This is a genomic window from Lipingzhangella rawalii, assembly GCF_031628175.1.
Taxonomy (GTDB): domain Bacteria; phylum Actinomycetota; class Actinomycetes; order Streptosporangiales; family Streptosporangiaceae; genus Lipingzhangella_A; species Lipingzhangella_A rawalii.
On sequence record NZ_JAVLVT010000010.1, the window covers coordinates 150,898 to 169,295 of the forward strand.

General features: G+C 68.8%; 17 protein-coding genes and 1 other RNA gene. 11 read left to right on the top strand and 7 right to left on the bottom strand.

Annotated features, from left to right (window positions below):
• Nucleotides 1-19: 19 nt before the first annotated feature.
• Nucleotides 20-937: a hypothetical protein gene (locus tag RIF23_RS18105; RefSeq protein WP_310913783.1), complete on the top strand. Its 918-nt coding sequence runs from the start codon at nucleotides 20-22 to the stop codon at nucleotides 935-937.
• 153 nt (nucleotides 938-1,090) lie between these two features.
• Here RIF23_RS18105 and RIF23_RS18110 read toward each other — a convergent pair whose 3' ends face one another.
• Nucleotides 1,091-1,606, bottom strand: a complete 516-nt coding sequence (locus tag RIF23_RS18110) for an NADPH-dependent FMN reductase (RefSeq protein WP_310913784.1) — start codon at nucleotides 1,604-1,606, stop codon at nucleotides 1,091-1,093.
• Nucleotides 1,607-1,869: 263 nt separating this feature from the next.
• Here RIF23_RS18110 and nagA point away from each other — a divergent pair, with 263 nt between their 5' ends.
• The 3 genes from nagA to RIF23_RS18125 all read left to right on the top strand — a co-directional run bounded on the left by nagA (nucleotide 1,870) and on the right by RIF23_RS18125 (nucleotide 5,013).
• On the top strand, nucleotides 1,870-3,054 hold the full coding sequence (nagA, locus tag RIF23_RS18115; RefSeq protein WP_310913785.1) for an N-acetylglucosamine-6-phosphate deacetylase: 1,185 nt from the start codon (nucleotides 1,870-1,872) through the stop codon (nucleotides 3,052-3,054).
• A gap of 79 nt (nucleotides 3,055-3,133) precedes the next feature.
• Entirely contained in the window at nucleotides 3,134-3,487 is a 354-nt protein-coding gene (locus RIF23_RS18120) for a hypothetical protein (protein WP_310913786.1), read from the top strand.
• Between the two features lie 131 nt (nucleotides 3,488-3,618).
• Complete coding sequence (locus tag RIF23_RS18125) at nucleotides 3,619-5,013, top strand: sodium:solute symporter family protein (protein WP_310913787.1); 1,395 nt, start codon at nucleotides 3,619-3,621, stop codon at nucleotides 5,011-5,013.
• A 54-nt stretch (nucleotides 5,014-5,067) separates the two neighbouring features.
• Here RIF23_RS18125 and RIF23_RS18130 read toward each other — a convergent pair whose 3' ends face one another.
• Entirely contained in the window at nucleotides 5,068-6,162 is a 1,095-nt protein-coding gene (locus RIF23_RS18130) for an NAD-binding protein (protein WP_310913788.1), read from the bottom strand.
• A gap of 114 nt (nucleotides 6,163-6,276) precedes the next feature.
• Here RIF23_RS18130 and RIF23_RS18135 point away from each other — a divergent pair, with 114 nt between their 5' ends.
• The 7 genes from RIF23_RS18135 to RIF23_RS18165 all read left to right on the top strand — a co-directional run bounded on the left by RIF23_RS18135 (nucleotide 6,277) and on the right by RIF23_RS18165 (nucleotide 13,847).
• Nucleotides 6,277-7,983 (top strand): BCCT family transporter, encoded by a 1,707-nt coding sequence (locus tag RIF23_RS18135; RefSeq protein ID WP_310913789.1) that lies wholly within the window; start codon nucleotides 6,277-6,279, stop codon nucleotides 7,981-7,983.
• Between the two features lie 157 nt (nucleotides 7,984-8,140).
• Nucleotides 8,141-8,755: a TetR/AcrR family transcriptional regulator gene (locus RIF23_RS18140; protein ID WP_310913790.1), complete on the top strand. Its 615-nt coding sequence runs from the start codon at nucleotides 8,141-8,143 to the stop codon at nucleotides 8,753-8,755.
• Nucleotides 8,756-9,027: 272 nt separating this feature from the next.
• Nucleotides 9,028-9,915 carry a MaoC/PaaZ C-terminal domain-containing protein gene (locus RIF23_RS18145; RefSeq protein WP_310913791.1) on the top strand — a complete coding sequence of 296 codons (888 nt, stop codon included), beginning with the start codon at nucleotides 9,028-9,030 and terminating at the stop codon, nucleotides 9,913-9,915.
• Nucleotides 9,916-9,928: 13 nt separating this feature from the next.
• Nucleotides 9,929-10,807: an SDR family oxidoreductase gene (locus RIF23_RS18150; RefSeq protein ID WP_310913792.1), complete on the top strand. Its 879-nt coding sequence runs from the start codon at nucleotides 9,929-9,931 to the stop codon at nucleotides 10,805-10,807.
• A gap of 15 nt (nucleotides 10,808-10,822) precedes the next feature.
• Entirely contained in the window at nucleotides 10,823-12,100 is a 1,278-nt protein-coding gene (locus tag RIF23_RS18155; RefSeq protein WP_310913793.1) for an acyl-CoA dehydrogenase family protein, read from the top strand.
• Nucleotides 12,101-12,229: 129 nt separating this feature from the next.
• Nucleotides 12,230-12,472: a hypothetical protein gene (locus tag RIF23_RS18160; protein WP_310913794.1), complete on the top strand. Its 243-nt coding sequence runs from the start codon at nucleotides 12,230-12,232 to the stop codon at nucleotides 12,470-12,472.
• A gap of 667 nt (nucleotides 12,473-13,139) precedes the next feature.
• Entirely contained in the window at nucleotides 13,140-13,847 is a 708-nt protein-coding gene (locus RIF23_RS18165) for a carbonic anhydrase (RefSeq protein ID WP_310913795.1), read from the top strand.
• Nucleotides 13,848-13,945: 98 nt separating this feature from the next.
• Here RIF23_RS18165 and ssrA read toward each other — a convergent pair.
• The 5 genes from ssrA to ftsX all read right to left on the bottom strand — a co-directional run bounded on the left by ssrA (nucleotide 13,946) and on the right by ftsX (nucleotide 18,278).
• Nucleotides 13,946-14,322, bottom strand: a transfer-messenger RNA (tmRNA) gene (gene ssrA, locus RIF23_RS18170).
• 65 nt (nucleotides 14,323-14,387) lie between these two features.
• A complete protein-coding gene (locus RIF23_RS20870; RefSeq protein ID WP_407659509.1) occupies nucleotides 14,388-14,492 on the bottom strand; it encodes a GNAT family N-acetyltransferase in 105 nt (34 codons plus the stop codon).
• Nucleotides 14,493-14,765: 273 nt separating this feature from the next.
• On the bottom strand, nucleotides 14,766-16,712 hold the full coding sequence (locus RIF23_RS18175; RefSeq protein ID WP_310913796.1) for a penicillin-binding transpeptidase domain-containing protein: 1,947 nt from the start codon (nucleotides 16,710-16,712) through the stop codon (nucleotides 14,766-14,768).
• A gap of 25 nt (nucleotides 16,713-16,737) precedes the next feature.
• Nucleotides 16,738-17,238: an SsrA-binding protein SmpB gene (smpB, locus tag RIF23_RS18180; RefSeq protein WP_310913797.1), complete on the bottom strand. Its 501-nt coding sequence runs from the start codon at nucleotides 17,236-17,238 to the stop codon at nucleotides 16,738-16,740.
• 131 nt (nucleotides 17,239-17,369) lie between these two features.
• Nucleotides 17,370-18,278, bottom strand: a complete 909-nt coding sequence (gene ftsX, locus RIF23_RS18185; protein WP_310913798.1) for a permease-like cell division protein FtsX — start codon at nucleotides 18,276-18,278, stop codon at nucleotides 17,370-17,372.
• Nucleotides 18,279-18,398: the final 120 nt, after the last annotated feature.

The following is an 18,398-nucleotide window of genomic DNA, read 5'->3' on the forward strand; positions in this document are numbered from 1 at the left end:
AGCCGAGGAAAGGACTCACGTGACCGGGCTGATCGCCGCGCTCATCGCCGCCGCTGTCTACACTGCGGGGCTTGTTATCGAGCAACGGGCGCTGCATCGCGCGCCGACGATCACGATCCGGCGCCCCCTGGCTCTGGCCCGCGTCCTTCTCGGAAGCCCCCGCTGGCTGGCGGGATGCGCCTTGGCCGCGCTGGGCAGTATCGGGCTGATCATCGCTCTCGGACTCGCCCCGGTTTCGGTGGTGCAGCCCGCCTTCGCGGCGGGGATCGCCACCATGCTGCTGGTGTGCAGCCTACTGCTGGGCGACCGGATCACCACGGGGGAACGTGCTGCCTTGGCGCTGATGCCGGTGGCACTGCTGTTACTGAGCCTGTCCCTGGGGTCCCCGGACGCGGCCGAAGTCGGCACCGAGCCGCACATGGCGGGACTGTGGCTGGTCAGTGCCGGCACCGTGGTGCTGTGTGTCGCCGCGGTGGGGCTGGGCGGCCAGGGCCGGTACGTCTCCGCGGTCGCCCTCGGCTGCGCGGCCGGCCTCGCCCAGGGTGTGGCCGGCCTCCAGGGCAAGGGCCTGGGCGGGCTGCTGGCGGAAGAGGGACTGCTCTCCGCGATCCCACCGGCCCTGGCCTCGCCCTACCCCTACCTGTACGCACTGGGCTGGGCTGTGGGGATTGTCCTGTTCCAAACCTCGCTGCAACGCAGCCGTGCATCGGTCACCGCCCCGGTGGCGAACGTGACCGGGAACGTGTTCATGGTGCTCCTGGGCACCGTCCTGTTCGGGGAACGCCTCCCCGATGATCCGCTGCTGCTCGTCCTGCGCATCGCCGGGATCGCACTGACCCTGGTCGTGGTGGTGCTCGTCCGTGGAACCGTTGCTCAGGCCGAAGCCGACACCACCCGACTCCGGGAGGACAACGGGGCCGGGGTGCGGTCGCCGTAGCGGCTCCCAGCCCGGCCCGGAGGCGTCCGATGTGCCGGCTACCGCCAGTTCCACACACAATGCATCCGCACGGGACGGATGCCTTGGGTGCGGGGCATGGCACGCGGCAGCTGCTGGGGCGCCACCCGGCAAGGCCCGCAGAGCGCACGCTCGTCAGGCCCGAACCGCGAGCGCCTCCCGCACCTGGGGAGCCACGATCTCCGCCCACGCGGCCACAACGGCCGCCGGAGTGTGCAGCTCCGGGCGGGACAACAGCAGCGCCGGTTCCGGCACCCAGGCACCCAGCTCGGACAGCAACAGCCGCAGGTCCTCCTCGATACCGCGCCCACTGCCCAGATCGGCGACCGCAGCCAGCGGCACCGCGACAGCGTGGGCCAGCGCCAACTCCGGCAACTGGTCGAGAAATACCTTGAGCAGCCCGGTGTAGCTGCCATGAACCTGCGGCGAGGCCACCATCACCACCTCACTGGCGGCGACAGCGTCGCGGGCCGCCCGCACCGCCTCCGGCGGGTCCGCGGACAGCAGCAGCGGGCTCAGTTCGGCCAGATCGACGATGTGTGGCTGATCCAGCCCACTGTTCTCGGCCAACACCTGCGCAGCGTGCCGTGTTGCCTGGGTGAAGGCCGAATCCGGGTCGGGGGACGCACCAAGAACCGTGAAACGAGACATGTAACGCTCCGGGTCGAGCCACGAGTGTGGCGAGAATCTAGACACTGTCGGGCAGTGACGCGACGACGTCACCCACGCAGCGGCGTCAGCGCCGCACAGCTAGCCGCGACACAGAGCGCTCGCCTGCCACCGCAGATCGACGTGCAGGCGCTGGACGAGCAGCTCACCGGAGGACATGCACCCAATAATGCGGGCGGACGGAGGGTATCGTCAATGCTTGGGTTACCCCCGTCCCCCACCGTCATGTTTCGGGAGCGGCCGTCATGAGCACCACAGCCACCGGATTCGGCGCGGAACAGGTCGACGTTCTGCTCACGAACGCGAGGATCGTCACAGCGGCCACGGTTCACCACGGCTGGCTGCGTCTGCGCCAGGGTCGGGTGGCGGAGCTGGGCTCCGCAGCGCAGCAGCCCGCGCATCCTGCCGCGGCCACTGTGGACGTGGCCGGACGATGGGTCGCCCCGGGGCTCGTGGACATCCACTGCCACGGTGGCGCCGGACACGACTTCGGCGAGGCGCGCACCCAAGCCACCACGGCGGCACTCGCACCGCACCTGGGCAGCGGAACGACAAGCACCCTCGCCAGCCTGGTCACCGCCTCCGCGGAGGATCTGCTGCATCAGGTGCGTTCCCTGGCGGCGGACGCGACGGCGGGTCACGTTGCCGGCATCCATCTGGAAGGCCCCTACCTCGCAGAAGCCCGCTGTGGCGCCCACGACCCCACGCAGCTCCGGGACCCGGATCCCGCCGAGTTCGAACGACTGCGCGCCGCGGCCGACGGGCATCTGCGCATGATCACCCTCGCTCCGGAACGTCCCGGTGCCCTGGAGCTGGTGCGACGGGCCGTCGACGCCGGAGTGACCGTGGCCGTGGGCCACACCGAAGCCACCTATGCGCAGACCCAGGCCGCCCTCGACGCGGGTGCACGGGTGGCCACGCACCTGTTCAACGCCATGCCGGCACTGCACCACCGCACCCCGGGACCGATCGGGGCGCTGCTGGGGGATGATCGTGTCACCGTCGAACTCATCAACGACCAGGTTCACGTGCACCCGGCGTCGGGCCGGATCGCCACGGCGGCCATGGGACCGGAACGTCTCGCCCTGGTCACCGACGCCATGGCGGCGGCCGGGGTCGGGGACGGCGACTACGAACTCGGTGGCCTGCGGGTTGAGGTGCGGGAGGGAACGGCACGCCTCGCCGACGGAGGCGCTGTCGCCGGCAGCACCATCGTGCTCGGGGAGGCAGTGCGCCAGGCGGTACAGCATCTGGGTCTGGACCCGGCCGCCGCGCTGCGGGCTGCCTCGACGATTCCGGCCCGGGCCGTGGGGCTCACCGATCGCGGTGACTTGGCGCCGGGGCTGCGCGCCGACGTGGTGATCCTGAACGAGGACCTCACCGTGGCGGGCCAGCTACGCGAGGGACGCTGGACTCGCCACCTGGGCTGACCTCCCGCGTGTCCTCCCGAGAGGGGATACTGCCCCCGGCCACAATGGTCTGGTCGCCACCGCGCCAGGGAGGGCCATCGTGACCGTACCCAAGCATGCCCGCCCGGCCCACACACCCGCCCGGGCCGGCTCCACGGAACGTCGCCACCTCACCGAGCTAGCCGCCGCGCTCGCTCCCTACGGGGTGTGGTCCCGGGTCCTCGCGGACGGCACCGTGCTACTTCGGGTGAGCAATCCCGCCTCGCAGTACGCCGTCGAGGACATCGCCTGTGCGCGGCAGCCCTACCAGACCGAATTCCACACCACCTTCGGGGTGCGGATCGGCGACACCGACGATGTTCCGGCGGCGGCGCACAACGTGGCCTGGCTGGTGGGAATGGTGGAGGACAGTGGGCCGGGGGCCGGAGGACCCCGGCCGCGCCCCGGCGCGTGACAACCGGCGCCGGATAGGCTCGGCGCGGGTCACGGGGACTGTCGTCGCTCCCCGGCAGGCTCGTACGATTCGGGCGCCACCGCCACGGTGCCACGGCCGGCGACAGATCCTAGGTTCGGTAGGGGTGACACATGCTGGGAGTCCTGGTTCTCCTGTACCTCCTCGTCATTGTCGGAATCGGGGTGTACTTCGTCCGGCACGTGCACGGCGTGGAGGACTTCGCTCTGGCCGGGCGCAACCTGGGGTTGCCGATCCTGATCGGAACCCTGTTCGCCACCTACATCGGCGGCGCCACCGTCGTCGGCTGGACCGGCAGCTTCTACGAGATGGGCTTCGACTGGTGGTGGAGTGGTATCGGTGGTCTCGCCGGGATCGCGCTGGCCACCCTGGTGATGGCACGCCGCTCCCGGCGGCTGGGCCAGTTCACGGTCCCGGACCTACTCGCGATCCGGTACGGCGCCACCGCCCGCTACGTCAGCGCCGTGATGATCATCCTCGGGGATATTGCCATCGTGACCGTGCAGGTCATTGCCATCGCGGGGATTCTGACGACCTTCACCGACCTCGGACGGCTGCCGGCGATGGTGGTGGGCATCGTCGCCTTCGCCGTAATCTCCCTGTTCGGTGGCATGAAGGGCGTCGCCGTCACGGACAGCCTCCAGGCCCTCGTGATCTTCGTTGGGCTGCTTGCCGGGGTGCTGGTGCTGTTCGGAACCCAGGGCGGCCTCGGCCCCACGTTCGCGGGTCTGCCCGAGGGCTACCTGGAGCCCTTGTCGGTGACCGGCCCCCTGGGTGCTTTGGGACTGGCGTTCGCGGCCCTCGGTACCACGGCGGTGTCCCAGGCGCTGATCTTCTCCCGGATTTTCTCCGCACGCACCGAACGGGTGGCGTTCCACGGGATGCTGCTGCTGATCCCGACGGCGTTCCTCGGCTACCTGCTGGTGTCCCTGCTGGGCTATGGCGGCCGTTCGCTGTTGGGGCCGGGCGTGCACGCCGACGAGGTGTTCGCGCGCGTGGTCAACGAGCTCCTGCCCCCGGCGGTGGGCGGCCTGCTGCTGGCCACCGTCATCGCTGCGATCGTCACATCAACGAACTCGATCCTGCTCAGCGCCAGCGTCAACCTGGCCCGCGACATCTACCGCACGACGGTGCGCCACGAGGCCGGAAGCGCTGAACTGCGGCGTGTCGGGCAGGCCGCCGTAGTCGTGTTCGCGCTGCTGGCGTTTGGTCTGGCCGTGGCCCTGCCCGGAATCGTGGACGCGATCGTCCTGTCCTACACGATCTACTCGGCGGGTCTACTCATCCCGATGTATGTGGGCTTCCTGTGGCGGGGCGCGACCCCGGCCGCTGGCGTGGCCTCCATCGTCGCCGGGGGCGGCACCGCCCTCCTATGGTTTGTGCTCGGGGAACCGGCCGACCTGCCCGCCATACTCCCCGCGCTGGGTGTGGCCCTGGTCGTGATTCTCGGGGTGAGTGCGGTGACCCCCCGCCCCAGTCGGGAGAACCTGCGCGTGTTCACGGTGTAGGCGCCAGGTAGGCACCAGGTAGGCACCAGCCGGCCGGGGCCACGTGCTCCTCGGTCAGTGCCATTCGGAGCGTAGGAGTTCCCGATCGTCGAAGACGAGGGTGCGTTCGGCCCGGTCCACGTACCGTTCCAGGTCGGCGGTGCTCAACCGGCGCCGGGCAAGGTAGTAGAGGGTTGCCCCCACGGGGACGTCCTCATTCCAGGACGGGCTGAGTTGGAGCTGCCCCTCCCGATCGATCCCGAGGATCGTGGCGGCGTTCCAGCGCCCCAGCGCCATCTGGAAATGGCCATAGCTGCGACCCGCGAGACTCGCGGGCACGCGGATGGAGTAGGTGGCACGTCCGCCGGGACTCAGCATCGCGGTGTAGAGGGCTGACATTCCAGGGTCACGCACTTCGGCAGCGATCTCTTCGCAGGCGTGCCACGCCACACAGCGGGCGCCCGGCGCGATCCGGGACACGGTGCGGGCGTGCGCAGGATCGTGCAGCGCGACAACCGTGTGCACATCCGGGCCGGTGTGCGCCGCGGCCACCACAACCTTGAGCGCTTCATCGTCGTCGCGGGGGTCGACCAACACGGCGGCGGCGCGGGGCAGCGCCGCCCGGGCGAGGACCTCGTCCTCGGTGAGATTCCCGCGTACGAAGTGGGTGTCGTCGCGGTGCGACAACGGATGCTGCTGGGCCTGCTCGTCCCAGGCACACACCACGATCTCGTGTGGCTCCTCCGCGGTGAGCGCCTCGACGATGCGCTCGGTACGGCCGGGCGTGTACCCGAGTACGGCAATGTGTCCGGTGGCCCTGGCCTCTGCCCGACCGTGCATACGCCGTTCCTTGGCCTTGTCGATCGCCCGGGCGAGGCGGGCGAAAATCATGGTGATGGTGACGATTCCACCGACGATCACATACACGCCGACCAGATACCCGCCGGTGGTCACTGGGTAGTGGTCTCCCGGGCCGGCCGCCGCCGGTGTGATGGTCCCAGCGAACCACCACCAGTAGACGTCCGGCTGCACCACGGCGGCCCCGGGTGGCTCCGCCCACACCATCAGCAGCCAGCTGCTGACGAAGACGAACGCCAACAGCTCCACGGGCAGCGCCCAGGTGGCACGCTGCCAGAGCCGGCTCCACGCGCGGGAGAGTAACAACCGCACGCAGTGAGGTTACCCGACGTAACCGGGATGGGTACAGCTTCGGTGGTGACTCCTCGACACCGCGGCACGGCGAGTGCTTGGATTCGGGGACCGACACCGGGAGCTTGATCAGACATGGGCCAGCCCGCCACACCGCGAAGACCGCGCTCGGTTCGTCCCGGGGTGTTCTACCCGGCCGCCGCCATCATCGTGGGATTCGTCGTGGTGACCATGGCCGCCCCAGAGACGGCGTTCGCCTGGCTGAGCGCGGCGCAGCACTCCATTGTCAGCGGTCTGAGCTGGTACTACGTCGTCATCACCTCCGGGTTCGTGGTGTTTGCGCTGTGGGCTGTGCTGGGCCACACCGGGGATATCCGCCTTGGCCCCGACGATGAGGAGCCCGAGTTCCGCCTGGGGTCCTGGTTCGCGATGCTCTTCGCCGCCGGGATGGGGATCGGCCTGATGTTCTGGGGGGTGGCCGAGCCCCTGCACCACTTCGCGGGTATTCCGAACCGGGCTACGGGAATCGACGGCACGGCGGAGGCGACCGCCGAGGGGGCCCTACTCCAGACGCTCATGCACTGGGGCCTGCACGCCTGGGCGATCTATGCGGTGGTGGGTCTGGCCGTGGCCTACGTGGTACACCGCAGGAACCGTCCGGTGTCGATCCGCTGGGTGTTGGAACCCCTCCTGGGTCAGCGGCGGGTGCGGGGTCCCCTCGGCGACGTCGTCGACGTCGCGGCCGTGGTGGGAACCGTGTTCGGTGTGGCCACGTCGCTGGGCTTGGGTGTGTCCCAGATCGCGGCGGGTGTGGAGTTTCTCGACCTGGTGTCGGCCCCGGGGGTCGCGCTCCAGGTCCTGTTCATCGGGCTGATCACCGGCATCGCGATCATCTCCGTGATGACCGGCCTGCACCTGGGTATTCGGTGGCTGTCCGGGGTCAATCTGGGAATCGCCGCGACGCTGCTCGTATTCGTCGCGATCGCGGGGCCGACCCTGTTCCTGCTGCGGGAAAGCGTCCAGCTGGTGGGCGCCTATGCGCAGAACCTGATCCAGATGAGCTTCAGTACCACTGCGATGGCCGGTGCGCAGGGTGTGGAGTGGCAGGGGTGGTGGACGGTCTTCTACTGGTGCTGGTGGATCTCCTGGGCTCCGTTCGTGGGCGTGTTCATCGCCCGAATCTCGCGGGGACGGAGTGTGCGGACGTTCATCAGTGGGGTTCTCCTCGTCCCGACCGCGGTGACCCTGCTGTGGTTCACCGTGTTCGGTGGCGGAGCGCTGTGGGAGCAGCTGCAACGCGAGGGCTCGGAGTTCCACGGTGGGCTGCTCGGTCCGGACGGATCGGTATCCCAGACCGACCCGCTGTACCAGTTCCTGTCCGGCCTGCCCATGGGAACCGTGGCGATCGTCGCCGCCCTCGTGCTGGTGGTGCTGTTCTTCGTCACCTCATCCGACTCCGGTTCCCTCGTCGCCGACATGCTGGCCTCCGGTGGCAACCCCGACCCGCCGGTGTGGAGCCGGGTGTTCTGGTCGGTACTGGAGGGAGCCGTGGCCGTGGCACTGCTGACCGCGGGCGGGGACAGCGGGCTCATGGCACTGCGCTACGCCGCGGTGATCATCGCCCTGCCGTTCAGTGTGGTCATGGTGGCCATGTGTGTAGCGATGGTGCGGTCCTTCCGGGAGGAACGCCGGCAACAGCTGCGCCTGCAACGTGGACTGCAACGCGAGGAACTCGCGGCACGCGTGTGGCAAAACCTGGCGGAGGAGGGGCTCATCGGCGAGACCGGACCGCCGCGCCCTGGGGACGACCCGTCGCCAGGTCACCGCGGCTCGCCTCCCTGACCCGCATCCCGGAATCCCCGGGCGTTGCGGCACGCCAACGGGCACCACCCGAACTTACATTCACATCTGTATCCACAATCTTGCTAGACTTCCCCGCATGTCGGAGCGCGCCACCCCATCCAGGCCCCGTCGCACCCAGGAGGAACGCAGTGCGGCGATGCGCCAGCGCCTCCTGGACGCGACCGTGGAGTGTCTTGTGGAGTACGGCTTCGCGGGCACCACAACTTCCCTCGTGGCGCAGCGCGCCGGGGTGACCCGCGGTGCGCAGATCCACCACTTCCGCACCAAGAACGACCTCGTGGCCGCTGCGGTACGGCACCTGGCGGTTCAGCGTGCCAATATCGCCTTCGACCGGATGGAGGGCTTGCGCCAGGCCGAGGATGTTCTTGACGCGGCCCTCGACCTTCTCTGGGAGATCCACCAGGGGCCGATGTTCACGGCCACCGTCGAGCTGTGGGTGGCCTCGCGCACCGATCCCGAGCTGCGCGAACAGATGCGCCAGATGGAACCGATGGTTGACGCGAGTGTCCTCTCCTTCGGGGAGGCGCTCATCCCGCACCTGGCCCGGGACACCCGGTTCCGGCACTGGGTCTATACCGTGATGGATGCCATCCGCGGCATCCTGATCAGCGGGGTGTTGTTCGAACAGGACGAACTGGAACAACACTGGCAGCGGGCCAAGCGCCACCTCCGTGGGCTCGCGCAACGCCTCGACGAACAGCCCGCGGACCAAGCCGAGGCAACCGGCCCCACACCCCCGGAGAACGACTGACGCCGGCGCGCACCGCCACCCGATCGTCACGTCGATGACCGGGCGTTTCTGAGCGCGTTCCCCCGGCCGCACCGCGCACGGAGACTCCCGTGGCCGCTGGGGCGACAGGGACGAACGCCGGTCCGTGCGGATATCCCCGTCAGTGACGAGCCCACTCCCCTCGTCTCCCCCACCCCCTTTGATAAATACATTCAAGACGGTATCTTTCTTGTGTCGTTCGGGCTCGTGGGACCGCGCACCGTCGAGCCCCGCCCTCCACCCAAGGACCGTGCATGTCCGATCCGCAGTTAACCTTCGACGCCTCCGCTCTGGGCGCCTGGACCCCGCAGCGCAGGTTCACCGTCACCCAGCAGCACCTGATCTCCTACGCCAAGGCCACCAACGACCCCATCCCCGCCCACCGCAACGGGGACGTGGCCAGCCCGGTGTTCGCGATCGTGCCCGTGTTCGAGACCCTGCTCGAACCAGTCATGGCGGTGGTTCCCGAGTCCCTGCTGGGCCAGGTGGTGCACAGCCAGCAGGACTTCCGATTCCACCGGGCGCTACGTCCGGGGGACGAGCTCACCGTACGTGGCACCATGCTCGGCTACGCCCCACGCCGCAGCGGCACAGCCGCAACCGCCTACCTGGAGTCACGGGACCCCCACGGAACCCTCGTCAACGAGCAGTACGTAACCTTCGTCGTACGTGGATTCGACGCCGGTCACAGCGCCGGCGAGACCGCACCCGACCACCGGCTTCCCGCCGAGCTGCGGGAACAACCCCCGCGTGCCATGACCACCCAGCAGGTGGACAAGGACCAGACCTTCCGCTACGCCCCCGCGGCGGGGGATCACATGGCCATCCATCTGGACGACGAGGTCGCCCGTCAGGTCGGCCTGCCCGGCATCATCCTGCACGGACTGTGCACGATGGCGTTCAGCTCCTGGGCCGCCCTGACCGAGCTGGCCGACTCCGACGTGCGACGTCTACGTCGCCTCGCCGTGCGGTTCTCCGCCCCCGTACTTCCGGGGCAACAGCTGCACACCCGATTCTGGGACGCCTCCGGCGACGGTGAGCACCCCCGATACGCCTTCGAGACCAACACCAACAACGGCGACACCACCGTCCTCAAGGACGGTCTCGCCGAGTTCGACACCGACACGCACACACCGACGTAAGGGGAAACCGACGATGGCAGTACTGGACGGGCGGGTCGCCGTCATCACCGGCGCGGGACGCGGTATCGGCCGGGAACACGCCCTGCTGTTCGCCCGGGAGGGTGCCCGGGTCGTGGTCAACGACCTCGGTGGCGCCAACGACGGCACCGGACGTGACACCGGTCCCGCACAGGAGGTCGTTGACGAGATCACCGCCGCCGGAGGGACAGCCGTAGCCAACACGGACGACGTCTCCACCTGGGCCGGAGCTGAGTCCGTGGTCGAACATGCGGTCACGTCCTTCGGCCAGCTCGACGTGGTCGTCAACAACGCCGGCATCCTGCGGGACGCCTTCCTCGCCGGAATGGCCGAGGAACAGTGGCAGGCGGTACTCCAGGTCCACCTCACGGGCCACGCCGCGATCCTGCACCACGCCGCGGCCCACTGGCGCGGCCGCACCAAGGCCGGAGAGCAGGTCAACGCGGCGGTCATCAACACCGCATCGGCCTCCGGGCTGACCCTGCCCAACCCGGGGCAGGCCAACTACGGCGCGGCCAAGGCGGGTATCGCGGCGATGACCCTGGTGGCCGCCGAGGAACTCACGCGCTACGGAGTCCGTGTGAACGCGATTGCGCCGATCGCCCGGACCCGACTCACCCTGGCCACACCGGGGCTGGGCGACATGTTCGCCCAGGAAGCGGGCGAGGGAGAATTCGACCCCTACGCGCCGGAACACGTCTCCCCACTCGTGGCCTACCTCGCCTCCGAGAAGTGCCCCCACACCGGTCAGGTGTTCGGCGTTCAGGGCGGCTGCATCCAACACCTCCAAGGCTGGACCGTGGCACAGTCCACCGAGACCGACGGCCCATGGACCATCGACGACGTAACGTCCCGGCTCAACGCCTGGGCCTGACCCCGAGGAGTACCCATGATCGAATGGTCCGATACCGACGAGCTCCTGCGCCAGGCGGTCCGCGAATTCATCGACAAGGAGATCCGTCCGCACAGCACAGAGCTGGAGTCCGGCGAGCTTCCCCCGTTCGACACCATGCGCCGGTTCCTATCCACCTTCGGGGTGGACACCATGGCCCGGGACGGGGTTGAGCAGCTCCTGCGCCGGAACCGGGAACGCAGCACCCAGCCCGGCGACAGCGAGCACACGGGCACCGCAGCGGACTCCTCGAACCTCGGGGAGAACCTGGCTGGTTCCTCCTTCGAAGGGCAGGAATCCCTGGCGCTGCTCGCGATCAGCGAGCTGGCGGGGGCAAGCCTGGGTCTGGTGGTCTCGCTGGGGGTCAGTCTCGGCCTGACCACACAAACCATCCTGGCCCGTGGCACCCACGCTCAGCAGGAACGCTGGCTACCGAAACTCGCAACACTGGAACATGTCGGAGCCTGGGCCATCACCGAGCCCGACTCGGGATCGGACGCGCTGGGCGGGATGCGGACGCGGGTGACCCGAGACGGGGACGACTACATCCTCAACGGGCAGAAAACCTTCATCACCAACGGTCCCTACGCGGACGTCATCGTCGTCTTCGCGAAGCTCGACGAACAGGACGGCACCGACCCCCGGGACCGTCCGGTCCTGGCCTTCGTTCTCGACGCGGGGATGGAGGGCCTCACCCAGGGACCGCCCCTGGCCAAGATGGGTCTCCGCTCGTCACCCACCGGCGAACTGTTCTTCGACAATGTCCGGCTGAGCCGAGACCGACTGCTCGGGGAGACCGAACGCCAGTCGGGTGGCCAGGACAGCAGCGGCGAGGTGAAATCCAGCTTCACCTTTGAACGCATCGGAGTCGCGGCACTCGGACTCGGCATCATCAACGAGTGCCAACGCCTGAGCATCGACTACGCGCGTACCTGCACCCGCTGGGGTCAGGAGATCGGCCGATTCCAGCTCATCCAGCTCAAACTGGCCCGCATGGAGGTGGCGCGGATCAATGTGCAGAACATGGTCTTCTCCAGCATCGAACAGATACGCGCCGGCACACGTCCCAGCCTGGCCGAGGCCTCGGCGATGAAACTCTACGCGGCGGAAGCCGCCACCGAGGTGGCCATGGACGCGGTGCAGCTGTTCGGAGGCAACGGCTACATGGCCGAGTACCAGGTGGAACGACTCGCCCGGGATGCCAAGTCGCTGATGATCTACGCAGGCAGCAACGAGATCCAGGTAACCCACATCGCGAAGGGCCTCCTGTCGTGAGGTCTTGGTCCTGGTCGATTCACACCTGCGTCGCGGGCCCCTCGTGGTGTCAGTTCCAGCCGGAGCCCCGACACACTTCGGGGCCAGTTCAGATGTTCCGACCACTGGGATATCCGTGGGGGGCACGACGTGACGGCCCGCAGCTCCGGGGGTGCGGGTGCTGGGGACGGGGGTGGTGGCGGCGTGACCGGCGTGCTCGGCGTGGCCAGCGCAGGGGACGCCCTAGGGGCGGCAGTGGCCCGGGCCGCCCAGACCTCGGTGGACGAGGGAGCGCCGGGCGCCGGCGTGGCGATCATCATGGACGCGGTGCCAGCGGCCCGGTCAAAGAAAGCGCGTCACACCGTGTCCACCCCGATCTCGGGGCCCACGTAGCAGCACGGATCACCACCGCGTGGTTGTGCCAGTACCCGAGCCACAGCACGCCGCGGGTGACGCCGCCCGCGGCCCGTGGTGCGTGGGAGACCACGGTGCCCCGCCGCGGGGATGCACCCGGGCGGCGCGACGAATCCCCGGGGCCACACCGCCCCCGAGGGGATTGTGGTGGCGGTGCGTACGCGCCCGCGCACGCCGTGTCGGCCGCCGGCGGCGTCGCGCCGTGGTGGTCCCTGGTGGTGTGCTGTTTCCGGGGCGCTCCCCCGCACGACGGCCAGCGGGACATGGGGACGGTGCCCGTGGGGGTGCCCCCGTCGTGGGGGCACCGTAATCGTCTGGGCCACGGGCAGCGGGGGTGGTGGGGTGCGGTAATGGTTCACCCGCGGGTAGCGGGATGTGTTCCACGGCCACCGCATCCACGCTCGGTGGTCGCCGGCGGCCACCACGGCGCGTGCGCGAAGCCAACCACCCCCACCCCAACACCCGCGGGTGGCTCCGGCGGCACCGAGCAGGCAGGCGGGAACCACCCGCGGCTGCCACACCGTGCGAGGCGGGTCAATCACCGGCAGTTGACCGGGCACGCGTGTCCCTACTGCGCACCTGGCCCTCACGACGTAGCATGACCCGCGCTCATACATACTGAGCTGCGAAAATCGGGGGTTGTCTCATGAGATTGTCACGGCGTGGCGCGGTTCGCGCGTCGCTGGCCGGCCTGGCCGGGCTCGCATTCTCCACGGCCGGATCTGCCGGGTCGGCACTGGCCCGGTCCACGATCGACGGGGACACTCCGGCGACCCCAGCCGCGGCACTGCGGCTACTCCGGGAAGGCAACCTTCGCTGGCAGGCGGGCGAACCGCGTCACCCCAATCTGCACACCGAACGGCGTTCCGGGCTGGCCTCCGCCCAATACCCGCATACGGTGGTGCTCGGCTGCGCCGACTCCCGGGTCCCGCCAGAGCTGGTGTTCGACCGCGGACTCGGAGAACTGTTCACGGTACGTAGTGCCGGCCAGGTTCTGGACTCCGCGGTTGCGGGGAGCATCGCCTACGCGGGCCGGCACCTGGGGCCGCGACTGGTGGTGGTCCTGGGCCACGCCTCCTGCGGTGCGATCGCGGCTGCGCTGGAGGCCCATTCGCACGGGGAGGTCCCCGAAGGGCCGATCGGCTACCTGGTGCAGCAGCTGCTACCCGTAGTGGAGGACAACGCGGGTGGCGCCCGAGACCTCGCCGACGCCTGCGTCACCGCCAACGCACGGATCGGCGCCGAGCAGCTGCGGGATCTGGAGGCCCTCCAGGAGCCGATAGCCCGTGGAACTATGGAGGTGATCGCGGCCCGATACGAACTCGCCACCGGTGCGGTGACCTTCCTCGACTGAGGCGGGACGCGGGGGCGTCACGACGTTCGCCGCCTGGTGCCCCGAACATAACGAAAGCCTCTGACAAGCGAGGTTCCCGCTGGACAGAGGCTTACATTGAGTGGAGGTGGCGGGAATCGAACCCGCGTCCTTCAGTACCGAAAAAGGGCTTCTCCGGGCGCAGCCGCACTAGACGTTCTACTCGGCCCCAGCGCTCACGTGCGGCATGTCGCTGACGGGCCCAACCACGTGCATGTCCCGATCTGGCCCCGTGGTCTGACCAAACCGGTGAGTCTCCTCAACGATGCCGGAAACTAGGTCGGAGACTTACCTAGACCGACAGAGCAACGTCTCGCTTAAGCGGCGAGAGCGAACTGCTCAGTGCGCTCAGACTTGGCACTTGTGTTTATTGCGATGCAGGATTTACGAGGTCACAGTCGCAACCCTCGGCCCGCTTCCCCTGATTCAACTACCGAAGTCGAAACCGATCACCCCCGCTGTTGAATTGTCACCCGGACGCGTGGCCCGGAGCATGTGGCGCGGCGGCACCGCACCTGGTCCTTACTCTATCCCCTGAACACCGCGGGTTCCAAGTCCATTCCCGCGGTGGCTGGGCCTGGTGGACACCCCATGCACATGGGAAACCCTCGCGGGTGCGGACGGGATCCATCAACGCACCCCGCGAGGGCGGCCGGCAGGGTCGGGCCGGCCTCTTTCACCGGGCAGAGACTCCCCCGAGACGAGTACCTGCCCTCCGGGACTGGCGCGTAATCCCCCCATTACGTGCGGCCAGTCACCCGGGAAGACGCTGTCCCGCCCCGGTGGGGTTGCCTCCGCTCGGGCATCGATTTTCCGAGCTGCCGTGTCCCGTCCACGCCGAGCCCGCGTCCCTCGCTGCTGGCGCGGATCGTACCGGCTCCCGGGACCCCTGCGGATCGTCTACAGCGGGGCGGGCTCCTGCGGAAGGCGTTGCAGGAAGTCGGCGGTGAACCCGACGGCGTACTGGTGGCTGTTGCCGGCGACGAACTCGGAGGGCAGTTCGGTGACCGCTGCGAACGCGAGGTCGTCCCGGTAGCCGACGAACCACTGCACGACCCGCTCCTCCTCGTCGATGGTCTGGCGCACCTCGCCGTGTTGCCCGTGGACGGGCTCGGCGCCGACCCCCCGTAGCGCGGGCGTCTCCCCGGTACTCACGGCCTCGCCCATCATGTCTCGGAGCTGCCCGGCAACGGCTCCGGACAGTTCCGCGTCGGGCTCGGCGCTCGCGTCCCCGGCGTCCGTTTCGGTGTCGCCGTCCGCCTGGCCGTCATCGTCGGGCACGAGTACCGGGGCCGAGTACTCGCCCTCGGCGACCGTGGCGGCAACCTGGGCCATGCTCAACGCGCTGACCGTGGCGGTGCCCTCCGCCGCACCGACGGCTGTGGCTACGACTTCCGCAGCGCCCGCGGGTTCGGCGACCGTTCCGGGATTCATGTCCACGGGGAACGGGACCTCGGCCCCGATCCCGAGGGCGGATGCGGCCCGGGTGAGCTGCTGCCCGTCCAACGACTCGGCGAGTTCGGCGAAGGCGGTGACACATCCCTGCGCGAACTGTTGGGTCAGCGTGCGGTCTCCGGCGGAGACACCGTCGGGGTTGGTGATGCTCACGTCCCCGACCGTGACCTCGTCCGGGCAGGCGACGACGTCCTCGGGCGTGACCACCCCCGCGTCGAGCAGTGCCGCGGCCGTGACGATCGTGAAGGCCGCCCCGGGACGATAGGTGTCGGTCAGCGCGCCGGTGTTGTCGGTGTTGCTGGGTTGGCTGGCCACGGCGCGCAGCTCCCCGGAGCTCCGGTCAACAACCACCAGATGCGAGGTCAACGGCTCGGTGGCCAGAGCCCCCTGCGCCGCGTCCTGCACGGTGCGGTCCAGGCTCGTCACCAGGGAGGAGCTGGTGTCTCCCGGCCACTCCTGCAATACCCGGGATTCGTGGTCCTGCCCATCCAGCGCCACGATCCGCGTGGTGGCGGTTCCGGCCAGCTCCTGTTGGTATCCGGACTGCAAGCCGCTGATGCCGATCGTGTCTCCGGCCTGGTACGGCCCGGAGACCCGGTCGGCGATGTTGTGTTCGCGGGTTCCGGCGACCTCCCCGACCAGGCCCGGCGCCGCCACCGGACGCAGCGGCATGGCGGTTTCGCGGGTTTCCACTCCGTCGATGGACTCGGCGTCGGCGATCAGGGTGGCGCCAATGTCTTCGGCCCGGTGCAGCACCAGGGGCTGGAACTCTTCCGGAGGGGCGGAGCGCACCCGGTCCAGGATTCGTGCGGCACTGTCGTCCAGCAGTTCGGCGAGCTCCGCGACCCCGCCGTCCAGGTCCGGCATGTCCGCGGGCCGCACCCCGAATTCGACGATGTCGGTTTCCTCCACGAGGGGCTCGCGGTCCCGGTCCAGGATCTGACCGCGGGCCGGAACGTTGTAGGTCACCGCGAGGCGCTCCTCGGGTTGGAGCTCGGGATGGATGACACTGGGGTCCCAGTCGACGACCCAGTCCCCGTTCTCCTGCTCCAGATCCATACCTCCGAGGTAGGACCAGACCGGGTCCCCGATCCCGAGGTCGGCCTGGGCCTCGAATTCGGCGTGGGCCGAGTCGCCGTCCTGGTGGATGGGGGCGAGCCCCAGGCGCAGGGCCGCCAGGTCGAGCTGGTCCTGGGCCGCGCCCAACGCGGCGGCAACCTCCTCGGGGTCACCGTTGGTCCGCTCGGCAGCGGCAATGTAGTCCCCGTCCTGCCAGTCGAGGAGGAAGCCGCGGACGGCCACCTCGGGGCTGGGCTGGGCGGCACAGCCGACCAACACCAGACCGACGGCCATTCCTGCCGGGACGAGGCGACATAGACGTACAGAGCGCACCGAAGGTCGTCCTTTCGCGAGGGGGTCAGCGTCGGCGACGTCGGGCGCGCTCGATCTCACGCTGCGCGTCCCGTTCCGCGATCTCCCGACGCCTGTCGTGCTGCCGCTTCCCGCGCGCCAACGCGATCTCGACCTTGGCGTTGCCGTTCGAGAAGTACAGCGACAGGGGGATCAACGTGCGCCCCTGCTCCTGTGTCTTTCCGATGAGTTTCGCGATCTCGTGCCGGTGCAGAAGCAGTTTGCGCGAGCGACGCGGCTCGTGGTTCGTCCAGGTGCCCTGACCGTACTCGGGGATGTGCACGTTACGCAGCCACACCTCGCCGTCGGCCACCGAAGCGAAACCTTCGACGATCGACGCACGCCCGTCGCGCAGGGATTTGACCTCGGTACCGGTCAGAACGATCCCCGCCTCGACCGTGTCGTCGATGTGGTAGTCATGCCGGGCCCGCCGGTTCTTCGCGATCAGCTTGCGGCCCTGCTCCCGTGCCACGATCCGGCCCTTCTGTGCCTGCGTCCGGTGCCGCATCGGCGCATGCCGAATGCGACACATCGCTTGAGTCTCCCACCGGAGCATACCGGTTCCCCGCGCGGCCGAGGTAGGCATATATGCCCGCCACGGCCGCGCGTGCGGAAACGGAGCGTGGTCTGCCGGATGGACTACACCCGCAGATAACGCCGCAGGGTCAGGAACGAAGCGATGACACACAGCAGGACACCGACGATGATGGACATACCGATCACGTAGAACAGCGAGCCCATGCCCAGGGTCACATCGAAGGTGAACCAGTCACGGAGGCGATCCAGCAGCAGGAACTTCGCACCCGTGATGAACCCGGAGGCGATCAGACCACCGATGAGCCCGGCCATGGCTCCTTCCAGTAGGAACGGGAGCTGGATGTAGAAGTTCGAGGCACCCACGAGACGCATGATTCCGGTTTCGCGACGCCGGGAGTAGGCCGAGAGTCGGATCGTGTTCCCGATGAGGAGCGCCGAGGCGACCAGCTGCACGAGGGCGAAGGTCAGAGCTGCCCACATCAGACCGTTGAGCAGTCCGAAGAACTGGTCGAGGACACTCTGGTCGTCGGAAACGGTGTCGACGCCCTCACGGCCTTCGATCTGTCCGGAAACTTCCTGGTACACGGCGGTGTCCACCAGCTGCACCCGGAAGTTGTCCGGAATGTCGCCCTCTTCGGTGGCGTCGACCAGGGCCTCGTTGTTGGCGAACCGCTCCTGGAAGTCCGCGTAGGCCTCTTCCTCGGTGACGTAGCGAACCTCCTCCACCTCGGGCATGGACTCCAGGTGCGACTCGAGACTGTCGCGGTCCTCGTCGGTGGCGGGGCCTTCTTCCTGACACACGGCGCTGGGCGACACCTCGGTGCAGAGGTAGACGGTCAGCGAGACCCGGTCCTCCCAGTGCGAGCGCAACTCGGAGACCTGCTGGTTGATGAGCAGGCTGGTCCCGAACAGGGACAGGGAGATGGCCACCGTGATGATCACGGCGATCGTCATCGTCAGGTTTCGCCGCAGACCGATCCAGGTCTCGGAGAGTACGAACTGTGCTCGCATGGTGCTCTTAGGGATCCATCCTCGTGGGTGAACGTCGCTGCGGGAACCGCTCCTGGGTCAGTGCGCCCGACGGCACCGGCGCGTCATCGCCGCACCGGGCGCTGCTACTACCGTCATGCT